The organism is Pseudomonas sp. JL3 (assembly GCF_031570575.1).
GTDB classification, from domain to species: Bacteria; Pseudomonadota; Gammaproteobacteria; order Pseudomonadales; family Pseudomonadaceae; genus Aquipseudomonas; species Aquipseudomonas cucumis.
The window spans coordinates 1-23,213 of the sequence record NZ_JAKWJK010000004.1 but is presented as its reverse complement, the minus strand read 5'-3'; the positions used below and the strand labels follow the sequence as shown (position 1 = coordinate 23,213).

Below are 23,213 nucleotides of genomic sequence, written 5' to 3'. Positions count from 1 at the left end.
GATCACGCCCTGGGAGAACGCCTTGCCGAGCGTATCCACATTGACCACCGCCGATCCGGCGTTGCTGGTGCAACTCTCTGACAGCCATCTGTTTGCCGAGACGGATGGGACATTGCTGGGTATGAATACCCGCGACAGCCTGCAAAAGGTCATTGAGCTGGTAAAGCTTCAGCTGCCGCAGATCGATCTGATCATTGCCAGTGGTGATCTTTCCCAAGACGGAACGCTGGAGTCGTATCAGCTGTTTCGCGACCTGACCCGGCAGATCGATGCGCCGGCACGCTGGATTCCCGGTAATCATGACGAGCCGCGGATCATGGCTGAGGCGGCGGTGCACAGTGCATTGCTGGAGCCGGTGGTGGACATCGGCAACTGGCGGGTGACGTTGCTCGATTCGGCGGTGCCGGGTTCGGTGCCGGGGTATTTGCAGGATGAGCAGTTGCAGTTGCTCGTGCGCTCGTTGAGCGAGGCGCCGCAGCGGCATCATCTGGTGTGTTTCCATCATCATCCGGTGTCGATCGGGTGTGCGTGGATGGAGCCTATTGGATTGCGCAATCCAGAAGCGTTGTTCGCGGTGCTGGATCGCTTTCCTCAGGTGCGTGCGGTGTTGTGGGGGCATGTGCATCAGGAAATTGACCAAGAGCGCAACGGTGTACGCCTGATCGCATCGCCATCGACCTGTATTCAATTCGAGCCGGGCAGTGATGATTTCAAAGTGAGCGAGCAGGCGCCGGGGTATCGGTGGTTGCGGCTTTTGCCAGATGGTCGGCTGGAAACGGGCGTTGAGCGCGTCACCGGTTTCGATTTTCAGATCGATTACGGCTCCAACGGTTACTGATTTATTTGTCATTTCCAAAGATCGAGGCGCAGCCATCGCGGGCAAGCCCGCTCCCACAGGGTTTTGTGAGCGCCTCAAATCCTTGTGGGAGCGGGCTTGCCCGCGATGGCGTTCGCTCAGGCGACATGATTTCCACGCCTATCCCCGATTCCCCCGACACCCTGTAAACTGCGCCTCTTTACCCGACGCACAGGGAGCTCAAATGTCCGGTTCGATCCTTTATATCCACGGTTTCAACAGCGCGCCGGCGTCGAAAAAGGCCTGTCAGTTGATTAATGTGATGGAACGGCTGGGCTTGAGCGATCAGCTGCGTGTGCCGGCCTTGCATCACCATCCTCGCGAGGCTATCGGTCAGCTGGAGCAGGCGATTGCCGAGCTGGGGCGGCCACTGCTGGTCGGCAGCTCACTCGGCGGCTACTATGCGACTCACTTGGCCGAGCACCATGGCTTGAAAGCCCTGTTGATCAATCCTGCGGTCAGCCCGCACCGGATGTTCGACGGGTTCCTGGGGACGCAGAAAAATCTGTATACCGATGAGACTTGGGAATTGACCCACGACCATGTGACGGCCCTGGCCGAGCTGGAAGTGCCGGCGCCCCAGGATCCGCAGCGGTTTCAAGTGTGGTTGCAGACCGGCGATGAAACGCTGGATTATCGCCTCGCCCAGCAGTATTACCGGGCCTGTGCCTTGCGCATTCAGGCGGGCGGCGACCATAGTTTCCAGGGTTTTGCCGAGCAATTGCCGGCAATGCTGAGTTTTGCCGGCATCGGCGCAGATTTGTATCAGGCGATTGACTTCACTGCACTGTGATCTGTCGCCTCTTTTTCACAGAACACTTTTTACAGGCGGACGACGAGACCCCATGGCCACTCCCAGCGCTAGCTCTTATAACGCAGACGCCATCGAAGTCCTCTCGGGCCTCGACCCGGTGCGCAAACGCCCCGGCATGTACACCGACACCAGTCGGCCGAACCACCTCGCCCAGGAAGTCATCGACAACAGCGTCGACGAAGCCTTGGCCGGCCATGCAACGTCGGTGCAGGTCATCCTGCACGCCGATCACTCCCTGGAAGTCAGCGATGACGGCCGTGGCATGCCAGTGGACATTCACCCGGAAGAGGGTGTGTCGGGTGTCGAGCTGATCCTCACCAAGCTTCATGCTGGCGGCAAGTTTTCCAACAAGAACTACCAGTTCTCCGGCGGTTTGCACGGGGTGGGTATTTCTGTGGTCAACGCCTTGTCGACCGAAGTCCGGGTGCGTGTAAAACGCGACGGCAACGAATACCAGATGACTTTCGCTGACGGTTACAAGAAAACCGACCTGGAAGTGATCGGTACCGTCGGCAAGCGCAACACCGGCACCAGCGTGTTTTTCGCGCCGGACCCGAAGTATTTCGATTCGCCGAAATTCTCCATCAGTCGCCTCAAGCATGTGCTCAAGGCCAAGGCCGTTCTGTGCCCGGGGCTGCTGGTCAGTTTTGAAGACAAGGCCACCGGCGAGAAAGTCGAATGGCATTACGAAGACGGTCTGCGCTCCTACTTGGTGGACGCGGTCAGCGAATTCGAACGCCTGCCGAACGAGCCATTCTGCGGCAGCCTGGCTGGCAATAAAGAAGCGGTCGATTGGGCGCTGCTGTGGTTGCCCGAGGGCGGCGACAGCGTCCAGGAAAGCTACGTCAACCTGATCCCGACCGCCCAGGGCGGTACGCACGTCAACGGTCTGCGTCAGGGTTTGCTCGATGCGATGCGCGAGTTCTGTGAGTTCCGCAGCCTGTTGCCGCGCGGTGTGAAGCTGGCGCCGGAAGACGTCTGGGAACGCATCGCGTTCGTCCTGTCGATGAAGATGCAGGAACCGCAATTCTCCGGTCAGACCAAGGAACGCCTGTCATCCCGTGAAGCGGCTGCTTTCGTTTCCGGTGTGGTCAAGGACGCTTTCAGCTTGTGGCTCAACGCTCACCCTGAGACCGGCATGCTGCTGGCGGAACTGGCGATCAACAACGCCGGCCGTCGACTGAAGGCCAGCAAAAAGGTCGAGCGTAAACGCATTACCCAAGGGCCGGCGTTGCCGGGCAAACTCGCCGACTGCGCTGGGCAGGACCCGATGCGTTCCGAGCTGTTCCTGGTGGAAGGTGATTCCGCCGGCGGTTCGGCCAAACAGGCGCGGGACAAGGAATTTCAGGCGATCCTGCCGTTGCGCGGCAAGATTCTGAACACCTGGGAAGTCGACGGCAGCGAAGTGCTGGCCAGTCAGGAAGTGCACAACATCGCCGTGGCCATCGGTGTGGATCCGGGCTCGGCGGACATCGCCCAGCTGCGTTACGGCAAGATCTGCATCCTCGCCGACGCCGACTCCGACGGTCTGCACATCGCCACGTTGCTCTGCGCTTTGTTCGTCCAGCATTTCCGTCCGCTGGTGGATGCCGGTCACGTCTACGTCGCCATGCCGCCGCTGTACCGTATCGATCTGGGTAAAGAAATTTACTATGCCCTGGACGAGGCCGAGCGCGATGGCATTCTCGATCGTCTGGTGGCCGAGAAGAAACGCGGCAAACCACAGGTCACGCGATTCAAAGGTCTGGGTGAAATGAACCCGCCGCAACTGCGCGAAACCACCATGGACCCGAACACTCGGCGTCTGGTGCAGTTGACGCTGGAAGATTTCGACGCGACCTCGGAAATGATGGACATGCTGCTGGCGAAAAAACGCGCCGGCGATCGCAAGTCCTGGCTGGAGTCCAAGGGCAACCTGGCCGAGGTTCTGGGCTGATGCGATTTGGCTGGGCCCTGGCGTGTGCGTTGCTGCTGACCTCGGTAACGGTGTCGGCGGAGCCTGCCCCCGAGCTGCGCCTGTTATCCGAGCATGCCGTCGAAGGCATGCGCGGCGGCAATCTGTCGGGGCTGGCCCAGTGCGGCAAGGATCTGTGGACCGTCTCGGATCGTGACGATGATCAAATCTATCGCCTCGACACCCGCAACACGACCTGGCAAGCCGAAACCGTGCGCATCGACGTACCCCTGGTGCCCGACAGCGGTTTGCCCTGGGGTTTGCGTTCGCGGACCTGGGCGGCGTCGTTCGTGCGGGGTGGGAACCTGGATTTCGAAGGTATCACCTGTGACAGCGCTGGCAATCGTTACATCGTCAGCGAAGCGCACGCCGCTGTGCTGCAAGTTCCGCCAATCGGGCCGGCGTCCTGGCTGAAAATCTCGCCGATGCTGGTACGCGAAGCACGGGCCAGCGGTATGTTGCTGCACTTCAATTCGTTGTTCGAAGGTTTGGCGATCAATCCAGCCGGTGACACGCTGTGGCTGGCCGCCGAACGTGAGCGCCGCGGTTTGCTGCTGATCAAGCGCCAGCAAACGGTCTGGGACTGCAAGGGTAGTTGTGTGCTGCTGAGTGAGGCGGGGGTGGAGATGCAGCCAGCACAATTTCCCAAGGCCAGAGCGCGCTCCCGGGATTTTGCCGATCTGTCATTGTTTGACGGCAAATTGTTTACCCTTGAGCGCAATGCCTTTCAGGTTTGCCGTCGCGATGCGATGACGGCCAAGGTCGAGCGCTGCTGGTCGTTTGCCGTCGAGGCCCTGCAGGAAAACCGTCGTTATCCACAGCCCTTTGGGCTGGCGGAAGCGTTGATCGTGGACGCCGACGGTGCCTGGATCGGTATCGACAACAATAATGGTGCGCGCGTCGATGGCGAGAAACGCCCGATTGTCTGGCGCTTTGCCGCGCCTGAAGGTGGCTGGAGTGCCAAGTCATGAGTCAGCAACCGCCAGGCAAACGCGCCGGTCGGGTGTTGATGGTGTTGGCCTGGTGTGCCGCGCTGTTTCTGGCAACGCGGTTTTTCGCGTCGTGGGAGGCGCGTCAGCACAATCCCAACACCGTCGTCAGCTCCGAGCAGGGCGAAGGTTTTATCGAAGTGAAGCTGATCAGCAACAGCCAGGGGCATTTTATCGCCACTGGCCAGATCAACGGCCAACCGGTGGATTTCATGCTCGACACCGGCGCAACCGATGTGGCGATCCCGGCCGAAGTGGCCGAACGGCTGAAACTGGAAAAAGGCTTCGGGGTGACCCTGAGCACGGCCAATGGCTTGAGCGAGGGCTATCGAACTCGCCTCGACCGGCTGCAATTGGGCGACATCGTGCTGCGTGACGTTCGCGCGCTGGTGGCTCCCGGTTTGCACGGCAATCAGGTGCTGCTCGGTATGAGCGCGCTGAACAAACTTGAATTTACCCAGCGCGGTGGCACCATGCTGCTGCGCCAGACAACGAACCGATGAGGCCCGCATGAGCGACTCCCTTGATCTCAGCCTGGACGGTGTAGAACGCCGGTCACTGGCTGACTTCACCGAAAATGCCTACCTCAACTACTCCATGTACGTGATCATGGACCGTGCCTTGCCGCATATCGGCGACGGCCTGAAACCGGTACAGCGGCGCATCATCTACGCGATGAGCGAGTTGGGGCTGGACGCCGACTCCAAGCACAAGAAATCGGCGCGTACCGTCGGTGACGTGCTCGGTAAGTTCCACCCGCACGGCGACTCGGCGTGCTACGAAGCCATGGTCCTGATGGCCCAACCATTCAGCTACCGCTACACGCTGGTCGACGGCCAGGGTAACTGGGGTGCGCCGGACGATCCGAAGTCCTTCGCCGCCATGCGGTACACCGAAGCGCGGCTGTCGCGTTATTCCGAAGTTTTGCTCAGCGAGCTGGGGCAGGGCACCGCGGACTGGGGCCCGAACTTCGACGGCACGCTGGAAGAGCCTTTGGTGTTGCCGGCCCGTTTGCCGAACATCCTGCTCAACGGCACCACCGGTATCGCCGTGGGCATGGCCACCGACGTACCGCCGCATAACCTGCGCGAAGTCGCGACCGCTTGCGTGCGCTTGTTGGACGAGCCGAAAGCCACGGTCGAGCAGCTCTGCGAGCACATCCAGGGCCCGGATTACCCGACCGAAGCGGAAATCATCACGCCGCGCGCCGATCTGCTGAAAATCTACGAAACCGGCAAGGGCTCGGTGCGCATGCGCGCCGTGTACCACATTGAAGACGGCGACATCATCGTCACCGCTCTGCCGCATCAGGTGTCCGGTGCCAAGGTGCTGGAACAGATCGCCGCGATGATGCAGGCCAAACCGTCCAAAGCCCCGCAGATCGCTGACCTGCGCGACGAATCCGACCACGAGAACCCGTGCCGGATCGTAATTATTCCAGGTGCACGCAAAAACTTTGACCACGATGCGCTGATGCAACACCTGTTCGCCAGCACAGAGCTGGAGTCGAGCTACCGGGTCAACATCAACATCATCGGTCTGGACGGCAAGCCGCAGCTGAAAAACCTGCGGGCATTGCTGGTCGAGTGGCTGGAGTTCCGGGTTCAGACCGTGCGTCGTCGTCTGCAATTCCGCCTGGACAAGGTCGAGCGTCGCTTGCACCTGTTGGACGGTTTGTTGATCGCTTACCTCAATCTGGATGAAGTGATTCACATCATCCGCACCGAGGAGCACCCGAAAGCCGCACTGATCGAGCGTTTTGCCCTGAGCGAAATCCAGGCCGACTACATTCTCGACACCCGTTTGCGTCAGTTGGCGCGACTGGAAGAAATGAAGCTGCGTGCCGAGCAGGATGAACTGCTCAAGGAGCAGGCCAAGCTGCAAGCCCTGCTGGGCAGCGAAGCCAAGCTGAAAAAACTGGTACGCACCGAGCTGATCAAGGACGCTGAAACCTACGGCGACGACCGTCGCTCGCCAATCGTCGAGCGCGCCGAGGCCAAGGCCCTGACCGAACACGATCTGCTGCCGAACGAGAAAGTGACGGTCGTGCTGTCGGAAAAAGGCTGGGTTCGTTCCGCCAAGGGCCACGAGATCGACGCTACCGGGCTTTCCTACAAGGCCGGGGATGGTTTCAAGGCGTTGGCGCCGGGTCGCTCCAACCAGTTTGCGGTGTTTATCGACTCCACTGGTCGCAGCTATTCGGTGGCTGCACACACGCTGCCATCGGCCCGTGGCCAGGGCGAACCACTGACCGGCCGCCTGACGCCGCCGCCAGGGGCGAGTTTCGAATGCGTGCTGATGCCTGAAGACGATTCTCTGTACGTGATCGCGTCTGACGCCGGTTACGGTTTCGTGGTCAAGGGTGAAGACCTGCAAGCCAAGAACAAGGCGGGCAAGGCCCTGTTGAGTTTGCCGAACAACGCCAAAGTGATTCTGCCGCGCCCGGTGGCCGATCGTGAGCACAACTGGCTGGCCTCGGTGACCACCGAAGGTCGCCTGCTGATCTTCAAAATCAGCGATCTGCCACAATTAGGTAAAGGTAAAGGGAATAAGATCATCGGGATTTCCGGTGAACGTGTTGCCAGTCGCGAAGAATATGTCACGGACATTGCCGTTTTGCCGGAGGGTGCCACCTTGGTGCTACAGGCGGGAAAACGTACCTTGTCACTGAAGGCGGACGACCTCGAACACTACAAAGGTGAGCGCGGGCGTCGTGGTAACAAACTGCCACGTGGCTTTCAGAGGGTGGATGCGCTGTTCGTCGAAAACCTCAATTAAGCGTCCTAGAGCGCTCGATCTACGATTTAAAGCGTAGATCGACGCTTTGCCGCTGGAGTCGGAACGCATATTCACGGATGATATGGCCTTTCAAGCGCCGGCGTAGCCGAGTGTTCTTCATATTTTTTGAGTATTTTCACTGTGGTTAGCCTTGTGGCAGCCACCTGGATGGGACGATGACTGCTCTGCGCCTTCCTTTTATTTTGATGCTCGCCGGCGTACTTGGCCTGGCGGGTTGCAGCGTTCACCAACCGGTGTCGCTGTATCAACTGGACAGCGGAAGTCCGGCTCAGCCTGCGCAAAGCGCGGGCATGGCGGTATTGCTGGGCCCGGTAACGGTTGCTGACTACCTGCAACGCGAAACTTTGTTGCAGCGTCAGCCCGATGGCAGCCTGCAAGCTTCGGTTGATGGTCGTTGGGCGGGTAGCCTGTCGTCGGACATCGATCAGCTGTTGCTGCGTCAGGTCGCCGGCCATCTGGACAGCCAGCGCGTTGTCCTGGCACCGGCGACATTAGGCTTCACGCCGGATGTTCAGGTTCTGCTGACGATCACGCGTCTGGACTCGGGGAAGTCACAGCCGGCGATTCTTGATGCGCAATGGCGTCTGATCGATCGTCGTGGTCAGGTGCGCGATAACCGCATCATTCATCTGCAAGAGCAGCACTCCGGCGGCACGGCGGCTCAGGTTCAGGCTCAGGGTGTGTTGCTGCAGCGTCTGGCCGAGCAACTGTCGACAGCGCTCAAGCCACTGGCCAACCAGCCGCCGATCGCCGAAGCACCTCGCAAACCAGCTGCCAAACCTGTGGCACCGGCAGCAGAGCCAGAGAAACAACAGAAGATCCCGATGGCTTCGCCGATTCGTACGGACATGGAAGTGTTCAGGTTCTGAGCCTGGATTGATCCAAAGCAAAGCCCGCCTTGTGCGGGCTTTGTTGTTTGTGGCGCGTACTGATCGTTCCGCTCTGCGTAGGAACGCAGCCCGTGACGCTCTGCGTCACATCGGTGCCAGGTTCTGGGTAATGAGGTGGGGCTGGAACGCGGAGCGTCCCTGGAGGCATTCCCATGCGGAGCATGGGAATGATCAGCCCGCAGACGATCACTCATCTGCGGGCTTCTTTATAACGGGGACTGGGGTTTACGCCCGGCGTTCGTGCATCCGCGCCAGTTGCCGTTCCAGCATCGATGGATAAGGCTCCATCAAGCGCTCTACACAGCACGCACCCTCTGGGCTGGCGATCGGGCGGATCCGCGCACGCTGGCGAATCAGCGCGTCATCACTGATCTTGCGCTCCACCAGCAGCAGGTTGCGGCTGTGTTGCGACAGGGCCAGGGCATCTTGAGCGGTTTCAGTTAGCAGCAAGTCGATCTGACTCAAACCGAACAACTCGTCACCCAGCGTCAGGCCTAGCTGCAATTGCAGGGTGATGCCGCTGTCGGCGACTTCGATCTGCAACTGATGACCCAAGGCGCGCAGCAACTCACCGCAGCAGATGGCGTTGGTCAGATAGTCATCGCCGCTGTCTTCGGTGTGGAACAGCATCAGCGTGCTGCCATCGTTCAGGGTGTGCAGTTCGCTCTGGTAAAGCGACGCGGCCTGATCGAGGCAATCGCGATAGCGTTTGAGCAGCTCTTCCAGGCGTGCGCGGGGCAGGCGACGCAACTGATCTTGCGCGCCCAGTTGCACGGCCAATACTGCGCTGTGCTGCGGCAGATTCGATACCTGCGGCTTTACGACTGGTTTCGGTGCGCTGGCTGTCGAGTCGTCACGCAGATCGGCAAACGGATCTTCGTCGTCCTCATCATCTTCGACGGTACTGACAGTGCGCCGCGGCGCAGGCTTGAGGCCGGCGACAGGCTTGGTTTCGTCGAAACCTGGATCGCGCAGGTTGCGCACTTCGAAGGTCGGTTCGTTATCGTCGGCGTCTTCGTAATCGCTGTCGTCGTATTCAGGCTCCGGCGCAGGTTCTGGCTCGGCCGGTTCTGGCGCAAAATTGGCGTGCAGCTGACGAGCGAGGTCGCCGACTTCATCCTGGCGCTCGGTGGCCGGGGTGTATTCGTCGATATTGCGCAGCCACACCCGCAGTTGCATCAGCGGCGTGGAGATATTGCGCCCCAGGCGCAGGCTCAACGCCAGGGACAACGCCAGCAGAATCGCACTCAGAATGCCCATGCTTTGCAAGCTGATGGTCATCGGCTGCTGGAACTGGTCCATGTCCAGGCTGATGCGCAGTTGCCCGGCGGTCACGTCCTGGAAGGTGATCTTGCTCTGGTACATGCCTTCGGCTTCGCCCAGCAGGCTATGCTTGGGACGCTGACCGGCTTCGGCGAGGATGCGGTTATCCACGCTGTAGATGGCGGCGTGGGCCACCAGTTTGTTCTTGGTCAGGTTGTTGAGCAGCACGTTCAGGCTGAGGATGTCATTGGACACCAACAGTTCCGTGGCCGAGGTCGCGGTCTGGGTGGTCAGGCTTTCGCCCAGGGCATCCGCCTGCTCGTGCATGGCTTGCTTGAACTGCAAACCCATCACGCAGGCATAGATCACCAGGGCCAGAGCGACCAGGATCACGTTATGGCTGGCAATGCGCAATGCGATCGGTACACGGCGATGACGCAGTGCCCGGAAGATCAGCAGAAAGAAGTTATCGGTTTTTACTGGCGTGGGCCGGTTCACTTGAGCTCGGCTCTTTGTCCGTGAAGTTGACGCGCAGTATAGCGACAGGCCCTAGACCGTCAAAGCGCTCGCGGTGCCCGATGGTCACTGAAAATGGGTAGAATGCGGTTTTTTTCCACCTGCGGGGGTGCGCCTTGCGCGAAATCGTCCTGATAAACATCACGGGAGTCGACCGTCCGGGTCTGACTGCGGCCATTACCGGCGTACTGGCCCAGGGTGGTGTGAACATTCTCGACATCGGTCAGGCGGTGATCCACGACACTCTGTCGTTCGGCATCCTGGTTGAAATTCCCGATACCGAACAAGGTAATTCGGTGCTCAAAGACATCCTGTTCAAAGGCTATGAGCTTGAGCAGCAGGTACGTTTCACGCCGGTGTCCGAAGAGGATTACCAGCTATGGGTCGGCAACCAGGGCAAGAAACGCCACATCGTCACCCTGCTGACCCGCAAAGTGACCGCCGAGCAATTGCAGCGCGTGAGTTCGATCACCGCCAAATATGGGCTGAACATCGATCATATCGATCGCCTGTCCGGGCGCATGCCGCTCGACACCCCGGCCGACAAGGGCAAGGGTTGCATCGAGTTTTCCGTGCGCGGCGAGGCGGCGGATCCGCAAGCGCTGCGAGCCGAATTCCTCAGCGTTGCTCAAGAGTTGAACGTCGACATCGCCTTCCAGGAAGATTCGCTGTTCCGCCGTAACCGCCGTCTGGCGGTGTTCGACATGGACTCGACACTGATCGAAGCCGAAGTCATCGACGAACTGGCCAAGGCCGCCGGTGTGGGCGACCAGGTGTCTGCGATTACCGAGCGGGCGATGGCCGGTGAGCTGGATTTTCGCGCCAGCTTCAAGGAGCGCCTGGCCTTGTTGCAAGGTCTGGACGTCAGCGTGCTGGACTCCATCGGCGCCTCCCTGCGCTTGACCGAAGGCGCCGAAACCTTGTTCGCCGAACTCAAGCGTCTGGGCTACAAGACGGCGATTCTGTCAGGCGGTTTCACTTACTTCGCCAAGCAATTGCAGGCCAAGCTGGGCATCGACTACGTGTTCGCCAACGAACTGGCTGTAGTCGACGGGAAGGTCACTGGTGTGGCGGTCGAGCCGATTGTCGATGCACAGCGCAAGGCGGATCTGCTGCGTGAGCTGGCGCATAAGGAAGGTTTGCGTCTGGAGCAGACGATTGCCGTCGGTGACGGTGCCAACGATTTGCCTATGCTGGCGATTGCCGGTCTGGGTGTGGCGTTCCGTGCCAAGCCGCTGGTCAAGCAATCGGCGAAGCAGGCGATTTCCACCCTTGGGCTGGATGGCGTGTTGTATTTGCTGGGCTTCCGGGATCGCGACGGGCAGCTCTGATTTGTATTGATTGACAGGGCCTCTTCGCGGGCAAGCCCGCTCCCACAAGGACAGCGCAGACCCTGTGGGAGCGGGCTTGCCCGCGATTGGGCGCGCCGCGGTTTCGTGGATTCACTTTCACAGTGACTTCCACAACGAATCAAATTCTTCCGCTATCCCGACCACGCCGCTCCCCGCGGCGTTTTCGTTTCTGGGGGTCTCAAGCGAACGATAGGCAAACTGATTGAAACTGTTGGTGCTCGCCACCCGACGCTCCAGCCCGGCCCGGCGTTCCTCGCCGTTGGTATTGATCAACACCTTATTGCCTTCCTGGAACGGCAGGCGCGGAGTGAGCAAGGTGGCCGGCAGGTCGATGGCGCTGATGGCGGGCAACAACAGCCCGCGCAAGTACTGGCTGTGCTCGTCGTGGGAGCGCATCAGTTGCAGGCCGCAGGGTTCGGCGCAAGGGGCGACTTGCTCGATACCCATCTGCGTGCCGCCGCCCCGCACCTGGCGGATCCAGCGCACCACTGCAATGCTCCAGCCTTGACCGGCAATATCTTCGATACCGACCATTTCGCCAGCCTGTAGCTCGGCGGGCACCGCGCCGGGCCAGGCCAGGCAATAACCGCCAGGGCTGTGATTGATCACCGGCAGCACATAGGTCGGGAAATGCTGCTGTCGGTCGGATGCCTCGTGGCTGTCATCGTTCTGAAGGTGCGGGTATTCGATCTCTTCGTAGGGCAGCAGCGTGTCTGCCGTGCCATGGGGGGCGGCGTCGAAGGCATGTTTCCATTGGTCTTTGGCGCGACCTGTCGGGTCGGTGGCCGAGAACTGTGCGGGGCGGGCGCCGGGTTTTTTCAGGATGTCGTTGAACGAGCGTTGCCCGCCGAGATAAAAGTGCAATGCGCTCATGCCCACGCACAGGGTCAACGTGCCGTGGCCGACGGTGCGCTGGAAACTGCGCTCGGCGGCCTGACCCCAGGCGGCATGCAGGTGTTGCAACGTATCCAGATTCAGCCCCGCCGGAACAGGCAGCGGCGATACCTTGTCGGCCGACTGTTGCAGATGGGTTTCGATGGCCGCGACCAGAGGTTGCGGGTCGATCCCCAGTAAGCCTTCCTGTTGTTCGGCGAGGAATTTGGAGCGGTAACGCGGCCCGGTGTCGAGATCCGGGGCGATGGCAAACAGCCCGTTGTCCGGTTTGGCCGGTTGCAGCTTGATCCACTGGCTCCAGGGTTCGAGCACATCGGCGAGCCGGGCGATCTGGTTCTGGCGCAGTTGATTGCAGCGTGAGGCACCCAGCAGGAGGGCGACCACGTAGGTTTGCTCGATGCTCAGGCTTTGTGTCTGGCTGGCCAGTTCATCGCGCACGCTCAACTGTTGCAGTTGGAACTGACAGCCGATCCGATACAGCTGATGCAGTTCCAGCCACAGACCTTCGGGCACCGGGCAATAGAGCTCAGTGGCGCGGATCAGCGCGCCGTTCAGGCAATGGATTGCCCGTTGCAAAGCCTGGGTCAGCAGCGGCGCACGGTCCTTGCTGAAGCGCGGTGCGGTGGGGATGACGATTTGCTTGTAGCCGATCGCCAAGTGGCTCTGCAGCGCCTGGCAAAGGTTGGCGATCTTGCGCGAGCGCTCGTCGAGCACAATCGCCTGATGGAGGAAATGCCGCTCCAGATGCTTGCAGACGTAATACACCTCGGGCCGCAGCAGTTCGAGTAATTGCAGACGATTGTCGCTGGGTGTGAGCAATTGGTTGAGTTCGCTCAAGCCTTGATACAACTGGCGAGCGGTTTCGCCGATGTTGGCTTTGGGCAGGTTGGCGATCCAGCGCTTTAGATCGCGTGGGGTGGTTTCACAGAACGACAGACGCAACTGCGTCGGGATGGGCGCGCGTAGCAGGAGGTGGGGACTGGTCTCATTCATGCCGAGGACAAACTCCAACCGTTAAATGGGCAGTGAATGATCTGACTGTAGCAGCTATGGATTTTACCGTTTGTCTGTCAGTCGAGTGCCAACCGGGTGTGCTACTAATCTGACACTCGTGCGACCGGATACATAGTCGTATGGCCTGCTGCCTACGCAGGGCAGGTCTCTTTGTAACTTCAAGGAGATGAAGTTTATGTCTAGATATGTAGTGGCAAATCAATGGGGCGGTAGTTCGGCACCCTGGCATCCGGGCGGAGACTGGACGCTAGGCGCGCGGGACAACCAGAACGTTGTCGCAATCGAGATCAAATCGGGCGATGGCGGGAAGAGTTTCACCGGCACCATGACGTATGCGGGTGAAGGTCCCATTGGCTTCAGGGCTCAGCGCACGGGCCAGAACCAGTACAACGTTGAAAATCAGTGGGGCGGCAACGATGCCCCGTGGCATCCGGGTGGCAAATGGGTCATCGGAGGTCGGGATAATCAGAACGTTGTGGCGTTGAGCGTGACCTCCAGCGATGGAGGGAAAAACCTCAGTGGCACCAATACCTACGCCGACGAAGGGCCGATCGGCTTCCGTGGACAGATGGAGTAACGGCACCACCGAAATGTCCGACCCCGCGAAGACGTTCGTGGGGTCGGATCAGGGGGTCAGACTGTTGGCAAGCCGATGCCCTGGCCCATTTGCACTGGCGAAAGGGCGCCCAGCCCTTCAGCCCATTTCACTTGATCCGGCCCGAACAGCACGACAGCCGTGGAGCCGAGTTTGAAGCGACCCAGTTCCGCGCCTTTCTCCAGATGGATCGGCGCACGGGCGGCTTCATCGTAACGGAAGGTTTTCAGCTCGCGTTTTGGCGGCGTGATCAACCCGGCCCAGACCGTTTCGATCGACGCCACAATCATCGCGCCCACCAGAACCACGGCCATCGGGCCACGTTCGGTGTCGAAAATGCACGCTACACGCTCGTTGCGCGCGAACAGTTCCGGTACATTTTCAGCGGTGGTCTGGTTGACCGAGAAGATGCGGCCGGGGATGTAGACCATCTCGCGCAGGGTGCCGGCCAGCGGCATGTGCACGCGGTGGTAATCCTTGGGCGACAGGTAAATGGTGGCGAAATCACCGCCCATGAATGGCGCTGCGTTGGCTGCGTCACCACCCAGCAGTTCCAGCACGCTGAAGCTGTGGCCCTTGGCCTGGAAAACGCGACCGTGTTCGATCGGGCCGAGCTGGCTGACGGCACCGTCGGCCGGGCTGAGGATCGCGCCTGGGGTTTGGTCCAGCGGGCGAGCGCCGTCTTTCAAGGCACGAGTGAAGAATGCATTGAAGTGCTCGTAAGCCGTCAGGTCTTCGACCAGCGCCTGGGACATGTCCACTTGATAACGCTTGGCGAACCAGGCGGTCAAGGCGTTCTTGAACCAGCGCACGCGGCATTCGGCAATGCAGCCCGCCAGTCGCGAGAGCAAGTGGTGGGGCAGCAGGTATTGGCTGAGGATAAACAAACGCTTATTCATTAACTGTCCTTAAAAACCTTAGATTTCTACGGGCGTGTCGGGGTGGTTGCCCCATTCGCCCCAAGAGCCGGCGTAGCCTTTGACTCGTGGATAACCGAGCGACTTGGCTACTAGATACGTGAAGCCAGAACGATGGTGAGTCTGGCAGTGAGTAATGACTTCTTTGTCTTTGGTAATGCCAAGTTGTTCCAGGATTTTCGGCATATCGGTGCGGATGCGCAGGTTGCGCGCCTGATCCATGCCGGCGGTCCATTCGAAATTGACCGCGCCGGGAATGTGCCCGCCCTTGGCCGCCAGCACTTTCTCGCCGGAGTACTCCAGCGGCCCGCGTGCATCCCAGATCGCCAGGTCAGCGGCTCCGAGGCGGCTTTGCAGGTACTCGCGGGTGGCGGTGGGTTCATCGTGCAGGGTCAACGCAACCGGGCCACCGACTGGGGCCGGGATCTGGATCGACATGGGCGAGCCTTCTGCCAGCCAGGCCGGCAGGCCGCCGTCGAGGTAGTGGTATTTGGTGTGGCCGATGACATCCAGCAGCCAGATAAAGCGCCCGGCCCAACCACCGCCTTCGTCGTCATAGACGACGTAGACCGCATCGGGGTTGTGTCCCAGTTCGCCGAACAATGCTTCAAGCGCGGCTTGGGTTGGCAGCAGGCCTGGCGCAGGCGCCTGACCCAGTTGAGTGCGTTTTGGATCGACAAAGCGTGCCCCGGGGATATGCCCTGCGGCATAGCGGGCGCTGCTGGTCAGGTCCACCAGAATCAGTTCGCGGGAGTCGAGACGCGGGAGCAGGTCGCTCGGCTCGATCACCAACGCCAAGCCAGAGAAGTCAGACATGTGAGGTCTCCAGAGCACAAAGGGGGAGGATTGTAGCGCAGCGTCATGAGGGCCTGTTATCAGTTATTTCGGCACAGGAAGTAACTGGAAACAGGCCCTAGCGGTGGCTAAAGCTGTGCAGGGCTTTTTCGATGCACTGCGCGGTTTTGCCGAACGCTTGCACGGTGATTTCCGAGAACGGCCCGCCGCCCTGATCCGCCACCACGATCATGATCACCCGACCGTTGTTGACCAGTGAGCGCAGCAGCAGGTGTTCACCACCGAACTGTGAGCGCAGGCTGGCCGGCAACAGGGCCGAGAATTGTGCGTTGTTGGCCGGCGTCAGGCGCACCTGGGCCTGTTGCGCGAGCAGGCGTTGCAGCACGATGCTTTGGCTGACCACCAGGTTCAGGCCGGCCACTTCTTTGGGCAACCCGGCAGTCTGGTGCACGCGCAGATTGGCATGCGTGCGGTCGGCCATCAGGATCATCACCCGCCGCATGCCACACGCCACCAAGGCGTCTCGAGCCGATGTGGTCAAGTGCATGGCATTGGTAAAACGGCTCGGCTCCACCAGCAATTCGGCACATTGCTTGCGCCACTTCGCCAGTTCTTCGGCAGTGGGCGCCGGGGCCGGTAGCAAACCGGCGTGAACGCGGTTCATGCCCCACGGCCAGATCAGCGATTCGGCCGGGTGCCAGAGGTCCGGCATGGCATGTTGGCGGGCGCTGTTGGCGGCTTGCTGGTGCAATTGTTGCTGCACCTCATCCATCGGCATTTGCAGGTAAAGGCTGGTGAGGTATTGCCAGCGTTCACAGTGGGGACTGTCCCAGGCCTGTTGTGCTGACAACGCCAGACCATTGGCCAGCAGCACGGTATTGGCGGGCTGATTGAGCCAGCGTCGCAGCGTCGGATCGTCATCGAGGCGGTTCTGTTGGCGCAGCGGGTGATCGCTGTCGCGAGCGATGCGCAGGACTTTCACCAGTTCGCGTTGTTCGCTCCGCAGCAGTCGATAACCCTGCTGGACCCAGATCGGCAAATGCCAGACATCCACCAGTGCCAGACAGATTTCCAGCAGACGCACGCCGAACAATTGCTTTTCGACTTTGCGCGCCGACTCACCTTTATGGATGACCCGCAGTTCCCATTCTTCAAGCAACTGCGGATGGGTCAACGCCATGGGCCACAGTGGCGAAAGAAACAGCAGGCTGCCCCAGTGGATGTCCTGCCACAACCGCGCCAGGCGGCTGGCAAAAAAACCGTTGGCCTGTTGAGTGGCGTGCTGGCTGATCAGTTGAAGCTGGCGCAGGGCGACGGGGATCTGCGATTGGGGTTCGGCGGGCAAGCGCTCGAGTAATTCTTCGGTGCGTTTCAAACCGAGGCGATTGATCGCCACCTCAAGGTTTTCAGCCGGCGTGGCCATGCTGCCATGGGTGTGGCGATTGGCTTCGCGAATCACGCTCAAGGCCAGGGCCGGGCTGTCCTGCATCAATTCGGCAATGTCGCGCAGCGAGCTGCGGTTATCGCGGATGGCTTTGCAGACCCGGTCGTGACTGGCTTGCGGAACCGGTAGGCGCACACCATCGAGAAGCTTGACCCAGCCTTCGAGCGTGGTCGGTTTTGGCATTGGGACGTTCGTTTCGTTAGCCATGTCTGGACGCGATCATCGTCTGCTTTACCTATGCCCGGAGGGGGTCAAATTAGCTTTTCGCCTGAACTGGCTATAGTCTGGCGCAGTTTTGCCGATAAGTAGAAGAAGAGATTTTTTAACTTCCGAATATGACCTTGAACCCGACTCAGTAAGTGCTCTCCTACCTATGGCTAAAATTATCGGCATCATCGTCGTATTCGCGAGCGTGCTCGGCGGATACGTGCTTTCCCACGGCAAGATTGCCGCCCTCATCCAGCCTTTCGAGGTGATGATTATCGGTGGCGCGGCCCTTGGTGCATTCCTGCAGGCCAACCCCGGTCATATGACGATGCACGTGCTCAAGAAGTCCTTGGGCATGTTCAGTTCGCGTTTCAACCACACCTTCTACCTGGAAGTGCTGGGGCTGATTTACGAGATCCTCAACAAGAGCCGTCGCGAAGGCATGATGGCCATCGAAGGCGACATTGAAGATGCCGCTGCGAGCCCGATCTTCGCCAAATACCCGGCAGTCCTGAAAGATGACCGCATGACCGCGTACATCTGCGATTACCTGCGCATCATGTCCTCCGGCAACATGGCTCCCCATGAGCTTGAAGGCTTGTTCGACATGGAGCTGACCAGCCTCAAGGAAGACCTGGACCATCCCTCCCACGCCGTCAACGGCATTGCCGATGCCATGCCGGGTTTCGGTATCGTCGCGGCGGTATTGGGTATCGTGGTGACCATGGCATCCCTGGGTGAAAGCGACCAGAAAATGATCGGCTTGCACGTGGGTGCGGCTCTGGTAGGTACCTTCTTCGGTATTCTCGCGGCCTACGGTTTCTTTGGCCCGCTGGCACACGCCCTGGGCCACGACGCCAAGGAAGAACTGAACGTCTACGAAGCCATCAAGGCCTCGCTGGTGGCTTCGGCTTCCGGCATGCCGCCATCGCTGGCAGTGGAATTCGGTCGCAAGGTTCTGTACCCGGCGCACCGTCCTAGCTTCGCTGAGTTGGAACAAGCGGTTCGCGGTCGCTAAGTCATGGAAAATAACCAGCCGATAATCATCAAGCGCGTCAAAAAGTACGCGGGCGGGCATCACGGCGGCTCCTGGAAAATCGCCTTCGCGGACTTCGCGACGGCGATGATGGCGTTCTTCCTGGTGTTGTGGCTGTTGTCCACGGCAACACCGGAACAGAAGATCGCCATCGCCGGTTACTTCAAGGACCCGGTCGGATTTTCCGAAAGCGGCACGCCGTACATCATCGATCTGGGCGGCTCGCCGACCCTGGCGCCGGAGAACACCCTCAACCCCGAGGTGAAATCCCAGCCTCAGCCGGACAAGGTGACCATCGACTCCGAACAGGTCGAAGGCATGGCCGAGCAGGTCGAGAAGGAGCGTCTGGAATTGCTGCTGCAAGAGTTGCAGAACAAGGTCGAAGAAAACCCGCAGCTACAGAAATTCAAGGACCAGATCCTCTTCGAGATCACCCAGGACGGTTTGCGTATCCAGATCGTGGACGCCGAAAACCGCCCGATGTTCGACTCCGGCAGTGCGCGTCTGAAGCCGTATTTCGAAGACATCCTGCTGGCCATGGCCGACACCATCAAAGCGGTGCCGAACAAGATCAGCATCAGCGGTCACACCGATGCCAAGCCATACTCGGGCACCGGCGATTTCGGCAACTGGGAACTCTCGGCCAACCGCGCCAACGCGGCTCGCCGTGCGTTGGTCGCCGGCAGCTATCCGGACTCGCAGGTGGCGCGAGTTGTGGGCTACGCCTCGTCGGCGCTGTTCGACCGGGAGAACCCGTTCAACCCGGTCAACCGCCGGATCGACATCGTCGTGCTGACCAAGAAAGCCCAGCGTGCCATCGAAGGTTCGCAAGGTGCCGAACCTGCACCAGCGCCGACGCAAGGGCAGGGCGGGCCGGGCGAAGTGCCCGCGCCGCCAGCCGATCCGAATGCCTTGCCGGCGGATAAGGAGCCGCTGCCCGCCCATGAGCTTCGTGAGCGGTTGAATCTGTTTGATGATCCTGCGCCGAAGCCGGCAGAACCGCCCAAGCAGTGAGAGACGAAGAAGCCGCGAATGATCGCGGCTTTTTTGCGCCTGTCAGAAACCGCGTCGGATGCGGTGCTTGAGCTGGTCGTGGAACAGTTCGGCATTGCGCTTGTAGGTGCCATAAAGAGATTCATTGATCGAACCCAGCGTCATGGAGCGCTTGGTCGCCACTTCTTCACGATAGGCATCAATGAAAAACTCCATATCCTTGTCGGTGCTGAGCTTTGGCCATTTATCGAGGTACAGTGGCAGTTCCGCCGGGCCGGTCTTGAATGAACAAATCCGTCGGTTGCTGATGGTCGCTTCACCGATTTCGAACGGCACCCACCATGAATGTGCGGTCCTCTCAGAAACGACTGCCAGCAAGTGCGTGCATTCTGTGATGTTGCGGGTGATCACTCCAGTGATGTCGTCGGTTGTCTGGGACTCCGGATCCAGCACATCCAGATAAGTTTTGATGTTTGCCTGCTTCAGGCGGGTGTTGATGGCGATGGCTAGAGGCCGATCGCTATGGCGGTAGCTGATAAACACAGGCATCAGAAATGTCCCTTGATCGCGAGTTCGCGGTAATAGGCGCCGAGGGCGGTGAGGCGGCAACCGGTGGAATGGAGGGCGGCGTAGTACATGTGTTCGGCGTCTACCGGTTCGATCAGGCTGTGGCGGTTGCACTTTTGCAGTTGGGAGAAGACTTCGCCGTGCTCCGGGTCGAACGTCGCTTCCGTGGGCTCGTAGCTGGGGTCGAGGGGGAACACGGATTCTGCTTCGCCGAACCAGTCGGGCAGTTTGCGCAGGATTTCCTTGGGGATCAGTGGCGACACTTCGCGCAGGGAAATGAACTGCGACACGTTGGTCTTGAACACCGGCCGCTGCTCCCAGGCGTCGAGGGCGTTGTCGACAAACGAATAGAGGCTGCCGGGGGTGATCTTGCCGAGGATGTTCGCCGCGCCGCCGTGCAGGGCCTGGAGCAATAACCCGGTGAATACGCCGTGTTGCGCACCCTCCATGGCCGGCTCTTCCTTTTTGCAGGCGGTCAGAATCGTCATGCCCTCGCCAACCACGCTGCTTTCGCTGCGCAAGGCACGAACCTCGCCAGCCGAGCCGCTCTGGCAACAATCGAGAATGATCACTTTGTTTTTGATCTTGGTGGCTTTGGTCGCCCAGTTGAGGATGTCGCTGATACGAATTCCGTCCTTGGCGTTTTTGTAGTCCTGCGGGATCAGCATGCCTTCGTCGGTACCGGCGTCAAAGCCGCCATGCCCGGCGAAGTACAACAGCGCGACATTGCAGTCGCCGGAAAACAATTCGCGGATCTGGTCTTCGAGTTTTGCCCGGCTCAGGTAATCCTCGGCAGAGGTCAGCACGATGTTCTTGAAGTTCGGATCGCCGTTGGCGTCGGTTTTCAACACGGACGCCATGGCCATGGCGTCATTGCTGCAACCACTCAAGCGTGAAACGTGGGTGTAATCATTGATGCCGATAAACAGTCCCTTGCGCATGATCACACCGCCGTATGCAGGCGAATCGCACTGACAATGCTGTTGGTGTTCCACGCGCATTCGACGTGTGCGGCTTCGCGCACAACGTTGGAGATCCGTTCGGCGCCGAAGGGTTTGATCGCGATAATCACCTTGCCCATGCGCTTGGCGATCTCGATTTCCTTGTTGATCCATTTGCTGTACGTGGAATACATGCCCGCCATGATCAGCACCGCCGAACAAGGGCGTATTTTGTTTTCGATGGCTTCGATGAGTTCCTTATCGGTTTGCGCACCGATAATCGGGTTGTGGGGTGGTACCGAAAAATTCTTGAATGAGAAATCCGGGTGCGCAGTGAGCAGTTTCACCAATTTGTCGTGAGCATCGGAGTAATTCCACGAATGGCTGATGAACAAATGAAAGGTTTGCATGAATGTCCCTCGGTATCGCCAATGTGCGAAGAGGGCTTGAATGTATGCAGTTGAATGGCTGAAACAAGGCCTTCACGGTTAAAGAGAAATGCCCTTCAAGCAGGCGTGCGAATGCCCTACAGAAATGTCTGACGTTTAAAACGGTGGGTTGTTTTGTAGGCTGATACAAGCGACCAGCCGCCCCATCAATGTCGGGGCGGCTGGCACGTCTGTTTAATAGCTGCTTTCAGGCAAGCTGGCGATGATCGAGCGATAGCTGTTCATCCGCTGTTGCTGCACGCGGCCCTCTTCCAGGGCCTTGAGCAGGGCGCAACCTGGTTCGCGGTCGTGCTTGCAGTCGCGGAAGCGACAGGTGCCGATCAGGTCGTTGAATTCAATGAAACCAGCTTCGACATCGGCACGGCTCACGTGACCCAGGCCGAATTCGCGGATACCCGGGGAGTCGATCAACTCACCACCACCGGGGAAGTGGAACAGCCGCGCGGTGGTGGTGGTGTGGGTGCCCTGGCCCGACAGCTCGGACAGCGGGCCGACGCGGGTGTCGACTTCCGGCAGCAGGCTGTTGACCAGCGACGACTTGCCGACACCAGACTGGCCGACGAATACGCTGATGTGCCCGTCCAGCTGCTTCTGCAGTTGTTCCATGCCGTCGCCGTGGTGCGCCGACACTTCCAGCACCGGGTAGCCCAGCGTGCGGTAAACCGCCAGCAAGGCATTTAGCGCCGGGGCGTTCTGCTCGTCGATCAGGTCGAATTTGTTAAGCAGCAGTAACGGCCGAATACCCGCGTGTTCCGCGGCGACCAGATAACGGTCGATCAGGTTGGCGTGAGGCTCGGGCAGCGGCGCGAAGACGATAACGATCAAGTCGACGTTGGCCGCCACCGGCTTGAGCTGGCCACGGCTGTCGGGACGGCAGAGCTCGGTCTTGCGCGGCAGCTGCGCCACGATCACGCCGATGCCCTGGTTGCCGGCACGCCACACGACCTGATCGCCGGTCACCAGCGCCGGCAGGTTGGCGCGCAAGTGGCAGCGGAATACCTGGCCGGCCAATTCGCCATCGAGGGCCTCGACTTCGACCTGCACACCGAAGTGCGCGATCACCAGGCCTGTCTGTTCCGGACCCAGGTCGCCGCCTTCGAGTGCCTCGACAGCCGAGGACTCGCGTTTGGCGGCGCGGGCAGCGCGCTCGCCCTGAATCTTTTCGATGCGCCAGTTTTGACGACGATTGAGTTGGCGTTTGGCCATGGGTGTTCCGTATCGAGAATGCAGCGATTAGGTAAAACGGCCGCGAGTTTAGCACGCCCGGACACCGGCCTAGGCTAAACTGCGCACCTACGCCGAGGAGCCGACTCATGCAAAACCCGCTGAACCTGATCTGGATCGACCTGGAAATGACCGGTCTGAACCCTGATACCGACGTCATCATCGAGATGGCCACTATCGTCACCGACAGTAATTTGAACACCTTGGCCGAAGGTCCGGTGATCGCCATCCATCACAGCGACGAGATCCTCGCCGGCATGGATGAGTGGAATACCCGTCAGCACGGCGGCTCCGGGCTGACCCAACGGGTACGCGACAGCCGTATCAGCATGGCTGAAGCCGAAGCCCAGACCATCGCCTTCCTGGAAAAATGGGTGCCGAAGGGCAAGTCGCCGATCTGTGGCAACAGCATCTGCCAGGACCGTCGCTTCCTTTATACCCACATGAAATCCCTGGAAAGCTACTTCCACTACCGCAACCTCGACGTGTCGACCCTAAAAGAACTGGCCGCGCGCTGGGCACCGGACGTACGCGACAGCTTCAAAAAGGGCAGCACCCACCTGGCCCTGGACGACATCCGCGAATCGATCGCCGAACTGCAGCACTACCGCAAGAATTTCATCAAGTTCTGATTCAGCGGGGCCTGCACTGGCCTCATCGCGGGCAAGCCCGCTTGTGTCTTGCGCAGGAATTAGACTGGGGGT

21 protein-coding genes are annotated in these 23,213 nt (G+C 59.9%); 12 read left to right on the top strand and 9 right to left on the bottom strand.

The features are described from left to right. Nucleotides 1-22: 22 nt before the first annotated feature. The 7 genes from cpdA (at nt 23) to MMG91_RS09365 (ending at nt 8,281) form a co-directional block, all read left to right on the top strand. Nucleotides 23-838 (top strand): 3',5'-cyclic-AMP phosphodiesterase, encoded by an 816-nt coding sequence (cpdA, locus tag MMG91_RS09395; protein ID WP_310659422.1) that lies wholly within the window; start codon nt 23-25, stop codon nt 836-838. Nucleotides 839-1,040: 202 nt separating this feature from the next. Next, on the top strand, nt 1,041-1,649 hold the full coding sequence (locus MMG91_RS09390) for a YqiA/YcfP family alpha/beta fold hydrolase (RefSeq protein ID WP_310659421.1): 609 nt from the start codon (nt 1,041-1,043) through the stop codon (nt 1,647-1,649). A 52-nt stretch (nt 1,650-1,701) separates the two neighbouring features. Next, nucleotides 1,702-3,606 carry a DNA topoisomerase IV subunit B gene (gene parE / locus MMG91_RS09385; RefSeq protein ID WP_305447948.1) on the top strand — a complete coding sequence of 635 codons (1,905 nt, stop codon included), beginning with the start codon at nt 1,702-1,704 and terminating at the stop codon, nt 3,604-3,606. Beyond that, nucleotides 3,606-4,595: an esterase-like activity of phytase family protein gene (locus tag MMG91_RS09380; RefSeq protein ID WP_310659420.1), complete on the top strand. Its 990-nt coding sequence runs from the start codon at nt 3,606-3,608 to the stop codon at nt 4,593-4,595. The genes parE and MMG91_RS09380 overlap by 1 nt, the downstream gene beginning before the upstream one ends. Then, a complete protein-coding gene (locus MMG91_RS09375) occupies nt 4,592-5,116 on the top strand; it encodes a TIGR02281 family clan AA aspartic protease (protein ID WP_305447950.1) in 525 nt (174 codons plus the stop codon). Before MMG91_RS09380 ends, MMG91_RS09375 begins: the two co-directional genes overlap by 4 nt. A 7-nt stretch (nt 5,117-5,123) precedes the next feature. Continuing rightward, nucleotides 5,124-7,391 carry a DNA topoisomerase IV subunit A gene (gene parC / locus MMG91_RS09370; protein ID WP_008074670.1) on the top strand — a complete coding sequence of 756 codons (2,268 nt, stop codon included), beginning with the start codon at nt 5,124-5,126 and terminating at the stop codon, nt 7,389-7,391. Nucleotides 7,392-7,567: 176 nt separating this feature from the next. After that, entirely contained in the window at nt 7,568-8,281 is a 714-nt protein-coding gene (locus MMG91_RS09365; protein WP_310659419.1) for an ABC-type transport auxiliary lipoprotein family protein, read from the top strand. A 246-nt stretch (nt 8,282-8,527) separates the two neighbouring features. Here the strand turns inward: MMG91_RS09365 and MMG91_RS09360 are convergent, their stop codons facing one another. Then, entirely contained in the window at nt 8,528-10,063 is a 1,536-nt protein-coding gene (locus MMG91_RS09360; RefSeq protein WP_305504219.1) for an AhpA/YtjB family protein, read from the bottom strand. A 134-nt stretch (nt 10,064-10,197) separates the two neighbouring features. On the opposite strand from MMG91_RS09360, the gene serB reads away from it, so the two are divergent. Further along, complete coding sequence (gene serB, locus MMG91_RS09355; RefSeq protein ID WP_052965968.1) at nt 10,198-11,412, top strand: phosphoserine phosphatase SerB; 1,215 nt, start codon at nt 10,198-10,200, stop codon at nt 11,410-11,412. 117 nt (nt 11,413-11,529) lie between these two features. Here serB and MMG91_RS09350 read toward each other — a convergent pair whose 3' ends face one another. Continuing rightward, on the bottom strand, nt 11,530-13,320 hold the full coding sequence (locus MMG91_RS09350; protein WP_310659418.1) for a molecular chaperone: 1,791 nt from the start codon (nt 13,318-13,320) through the stop codon (nt 11,530-11,532). A 196-nt stretch (nt 13,321-13,516) separates the two neighbouring features. On the opposite strand from MMG91_RS09350, the gene MMG91_RS09345 reads away from it, so the two are divergent. Next, a complete protein-coding gene (locus MMG91_RS09345) occupies nt 13,517-13,918 on the top strand; it encodes a lectin OAA (RefSeq protein WP_310659417.1) in 402 nt (133 codons plus the stop codon). A gap of 56 nt (nt 13,919-13,974) precedes the next feature. Here the strand turns inward: MMG91_RS09345 and asd are convergent, their stop codons facing one another. From asd to MMG91_RS09330, 3 genes are all read right to left on the bottom strand, one after another. Then, nucleotides 13,975-14,835 carry an archaetidylserine decarboxylase gene (asd, locus tag MMG91_RS09340; RefSeq protein ID WP_310659416.1) on the bottom strand — a complete coding sequence of 287 codons (861 nt, stop codon included), beginning with the start codon at nt 14,833-14,835 and terminating at the stop codon, nt 13,975-13,977. Between the two features lie 18 nt (nt 14,836-14,853). Then, nucleotides 14,854-15,669, bottom strand: a complete 816-nt coding sequence (rhdA, locus tag MMG91_RS09335; protein ID WP_305504221.1) for a thiosulfate sulfurtransferase — start codon at nt 15,667-15,669, stop codon at nt 14,854-14,856. 97 nt (nt 15,670-15,766) lie between these two features. After that, nucleotides 15,767-17,299: an HDOD domain-containing protein gene (locus MMG91_RS09330; RefSeq protein ID WP_310659415.1), complete on the bottom strand. Its 1,533-nt coding sequence runs from the start codon at nt 17,297-17,299 to the stop codon at nt 15,767-15,769. Between the two features lie 166 nt (nt 17,300-17,465). Here MMG91_RS09330 and motA point away from each other — a divergent pair, with 166 nt between their 5' ends. Then, nucleotides 17,466-18,317: a flagellar motor stator protein MotA gene (gene motA, locus MMG91_RS09325; RefSeq protein ID WP_008009851.1), complete on the top strand. Its 852-nt coding sequence runs from the start codon at nt 17,466-17,468 to the stop codon at nt 18,315-18,317. Nucleotides 18,318-18,320: 3 nt separating this feature from the next. After that, the gene (motB, locus tag MMG91_RS09320) at nt 18,321-19,349 is read left to right on the top strand and encodes a flagellar motor protein MotB (protein ID WP_310659414.1); all 1,029 of its coding nucleotides are present in this window, start codon (nt 18,321-18,323) and stop codon (nt 19,347-19,349) included. A 42-nt stretch (nt 19,350-19,391) separates the two neighbouring features. Here motB and MMG91_RS09315 read toward each other — a convergent pair whose 3' ends face one another. From MMG91_RS09315 to rsgA, 4 genes are all read right to left on the bottom strand, one after another. Beyond that, on the bottom strand, nt 19,392-19,877 hold the full coding sequence (locus tag MMG91_RS09315; protein ID WP_305447957.1) for a toll/interleukin-1 receptor domain-containing protein: 486 nt from the start codon (nt 19,875-19,877) through the stop codon (nt 19,392-19,394). Beyond that, nucleotides 19,877-20,836 (bottom strand): caspase family protein, encoded by a 960-nt coding sequence (locus MMG91_RS09310; RefSeq protein ID WP_305447958.1) that lies wholly within the window; start codon nt 20,834-20,836, stop codon nt 19,877-19,879. The genes MMG91_RS09315 and MMG91_RS09310 overlap by 1 nt, the downstream gene beginning before the upstream one ends. Before the next feature lie 2 nt (nt 20,837-20,838). Next, nucleotides 20,839-21,246: a TIR domain-containing protein gene (locus MMG91_RS09305; RefSeq protein ID WP_310659413.1), complete on the bottom strand. Its 408-nt coding sequence runs from the start codon at nt 21,244-21,246 to the stop codon at nt 20,839-20,841. Between the two features lie 213 nt (nt 21,247-21,459). Further along, nucleotides 21,460-22,491 carry a small ribosomal subunit biogenesis GTPase RsgA gene (gene rsgA, locus MMG91_RS09300; RefSeq protein WP_123358691.1) on the bottom strand — a complete coding sequence of 344 codons (1,032 nt, stop codon included), beginning with the start codon at nt 22,489-22,491 and terminating at the stop codon, nt 21,460-21,462. Nucleotides 22,492-22,598: 107 nt separating this feature from the next. On the opposite strand from rsgA, the gene orn reads away from it, so the two are divergent. After that, entirely contained in the window at nt 22,599-23,141 is a 543-nt protein-coding gene (gene orn / locus MMG91_RS09295; RefSeq protein ID WP_310659412.1) for an oligoribonuclease, read from the top strand. The last annotated feature ends 72 nt before the right edge of the window (nt 23,142-23,213 follow it).

Coding starts and splice junctions, on each gene's coding strand:
- MMG91_RS09390 (WP_310659421.1), top strand. CDS start 1,041: ATGTCCGGTTCGATCCTTTATATCCACGGTTTCAACAGCGCGCCGGCG.
- MMG91_RS09315 (WP_305447957.1), bottom strand. CDS start 19,877: ATGCCTGTGTTTATCAGCTACCGCCATAGCGATCGGCCTCTAGCCATC.
- MMG91_RS09330 (WP_310659415.1), bottom strand. CDS start 17,299: ATGGCTAACGAAACGAACGTCCCAATGCCAAAACCGACCACGCTCGAA.
- MMG91_RS09305 (WP_310659413.1), bottom strand. CDS start 21,246: ATGCAAACCTTTCATTTGTTCATCAGCCATTCGTGGAATTACTCCGAT.
- MMG91_RS09310 (WP_305447958.1), bottom strand. CDS start 20,836: ATGCGCAAGGGACTGTTTATCGGCATCAATGATTACACCCACGTTTCA.
- parC (WP_008074670.1), top strand. CDS start 5,124: ATGAGCGACTCCCTTGATCTCAGCCTGGACGGTGTAGAACGCCGGTCA.
- MMG91_RS09345 (WP_310659417.1), top strand. CDS start 13,517: ATGTCTAGATATGTAGTGGCAAATCAATGGGGCGGTAGTTCGGCACCC.
- rhdA (WP_305504221.1), bottom strand. CDS start 15,669: ATGTCTGACTTCTCTGGCTTGGCGTTGGTGATCGAGCCGAGCGACCTG.
- MMG91_RS09380 (WP_310659420.1), top strand. CDS start 3,606: ATGCGATTTGGCTGGGCCCTGGCGTGTGCGTTGCTGCTGACCTCGGTA.
- MMG91_RS09365 (WP_310659419.1), top strand. CDS start 7,568: ATGACTGCTCTGCGCCTTCCTTTTATTTTGATGCTCGCCGGCGTACTT.
- orn (WP_310659412.1), top strand. CDS start 22,599: ATGCAAAACCCGCTGAACCTGATCTGGATCGACCTGGAAATGACCGGT.
- rsgA (WP_123358691.1), bottom strand. CDS start 22,491: ATGGCCAAACGCCAACTCAATCGTCGTCAAAACTGGCGCATCGAAAAG.
- MMG91_RS09350 (WP_310659418.1), bottom strand. CDS start 13,320: ATGAATGAGACCAGTCCCCACCTCCTGCTACGCGCGCCCATCCCGACG.
- MMG91_RS09375 (WP_305447950.1), top strand. CDS start 4,592: ATGAGTCAGCAACCGCCAGGCAAACGCGCCGGTCGGGTGTTGATGGTG.
- asd (WP_310659416.1), bottom strand. CDS start 14,835: ATGAATAAGCGTTTGTTTATCCTCAGCCAATACCTGCTGCCCCACCAC.
- motB (WP_310659414.1), top strand. CDS start 18,321: ATGGAAAATAACCAGCCGATAATCATCAAGCGCGTCAAAAAGTACGCG.
- parE (WP_305447948.1), top strand. CDS start 1,702: ATGGCCACTCCCAGCGCTAGCTCTTATAACGCAGACGCCATCGAAGTC.
- motA (WP_008009851.1), top strand. CDS start 17,466: ATGGCTAAAATTATCGGCATCATCGTCGTATTCGCGAGCGTGCTCGGC.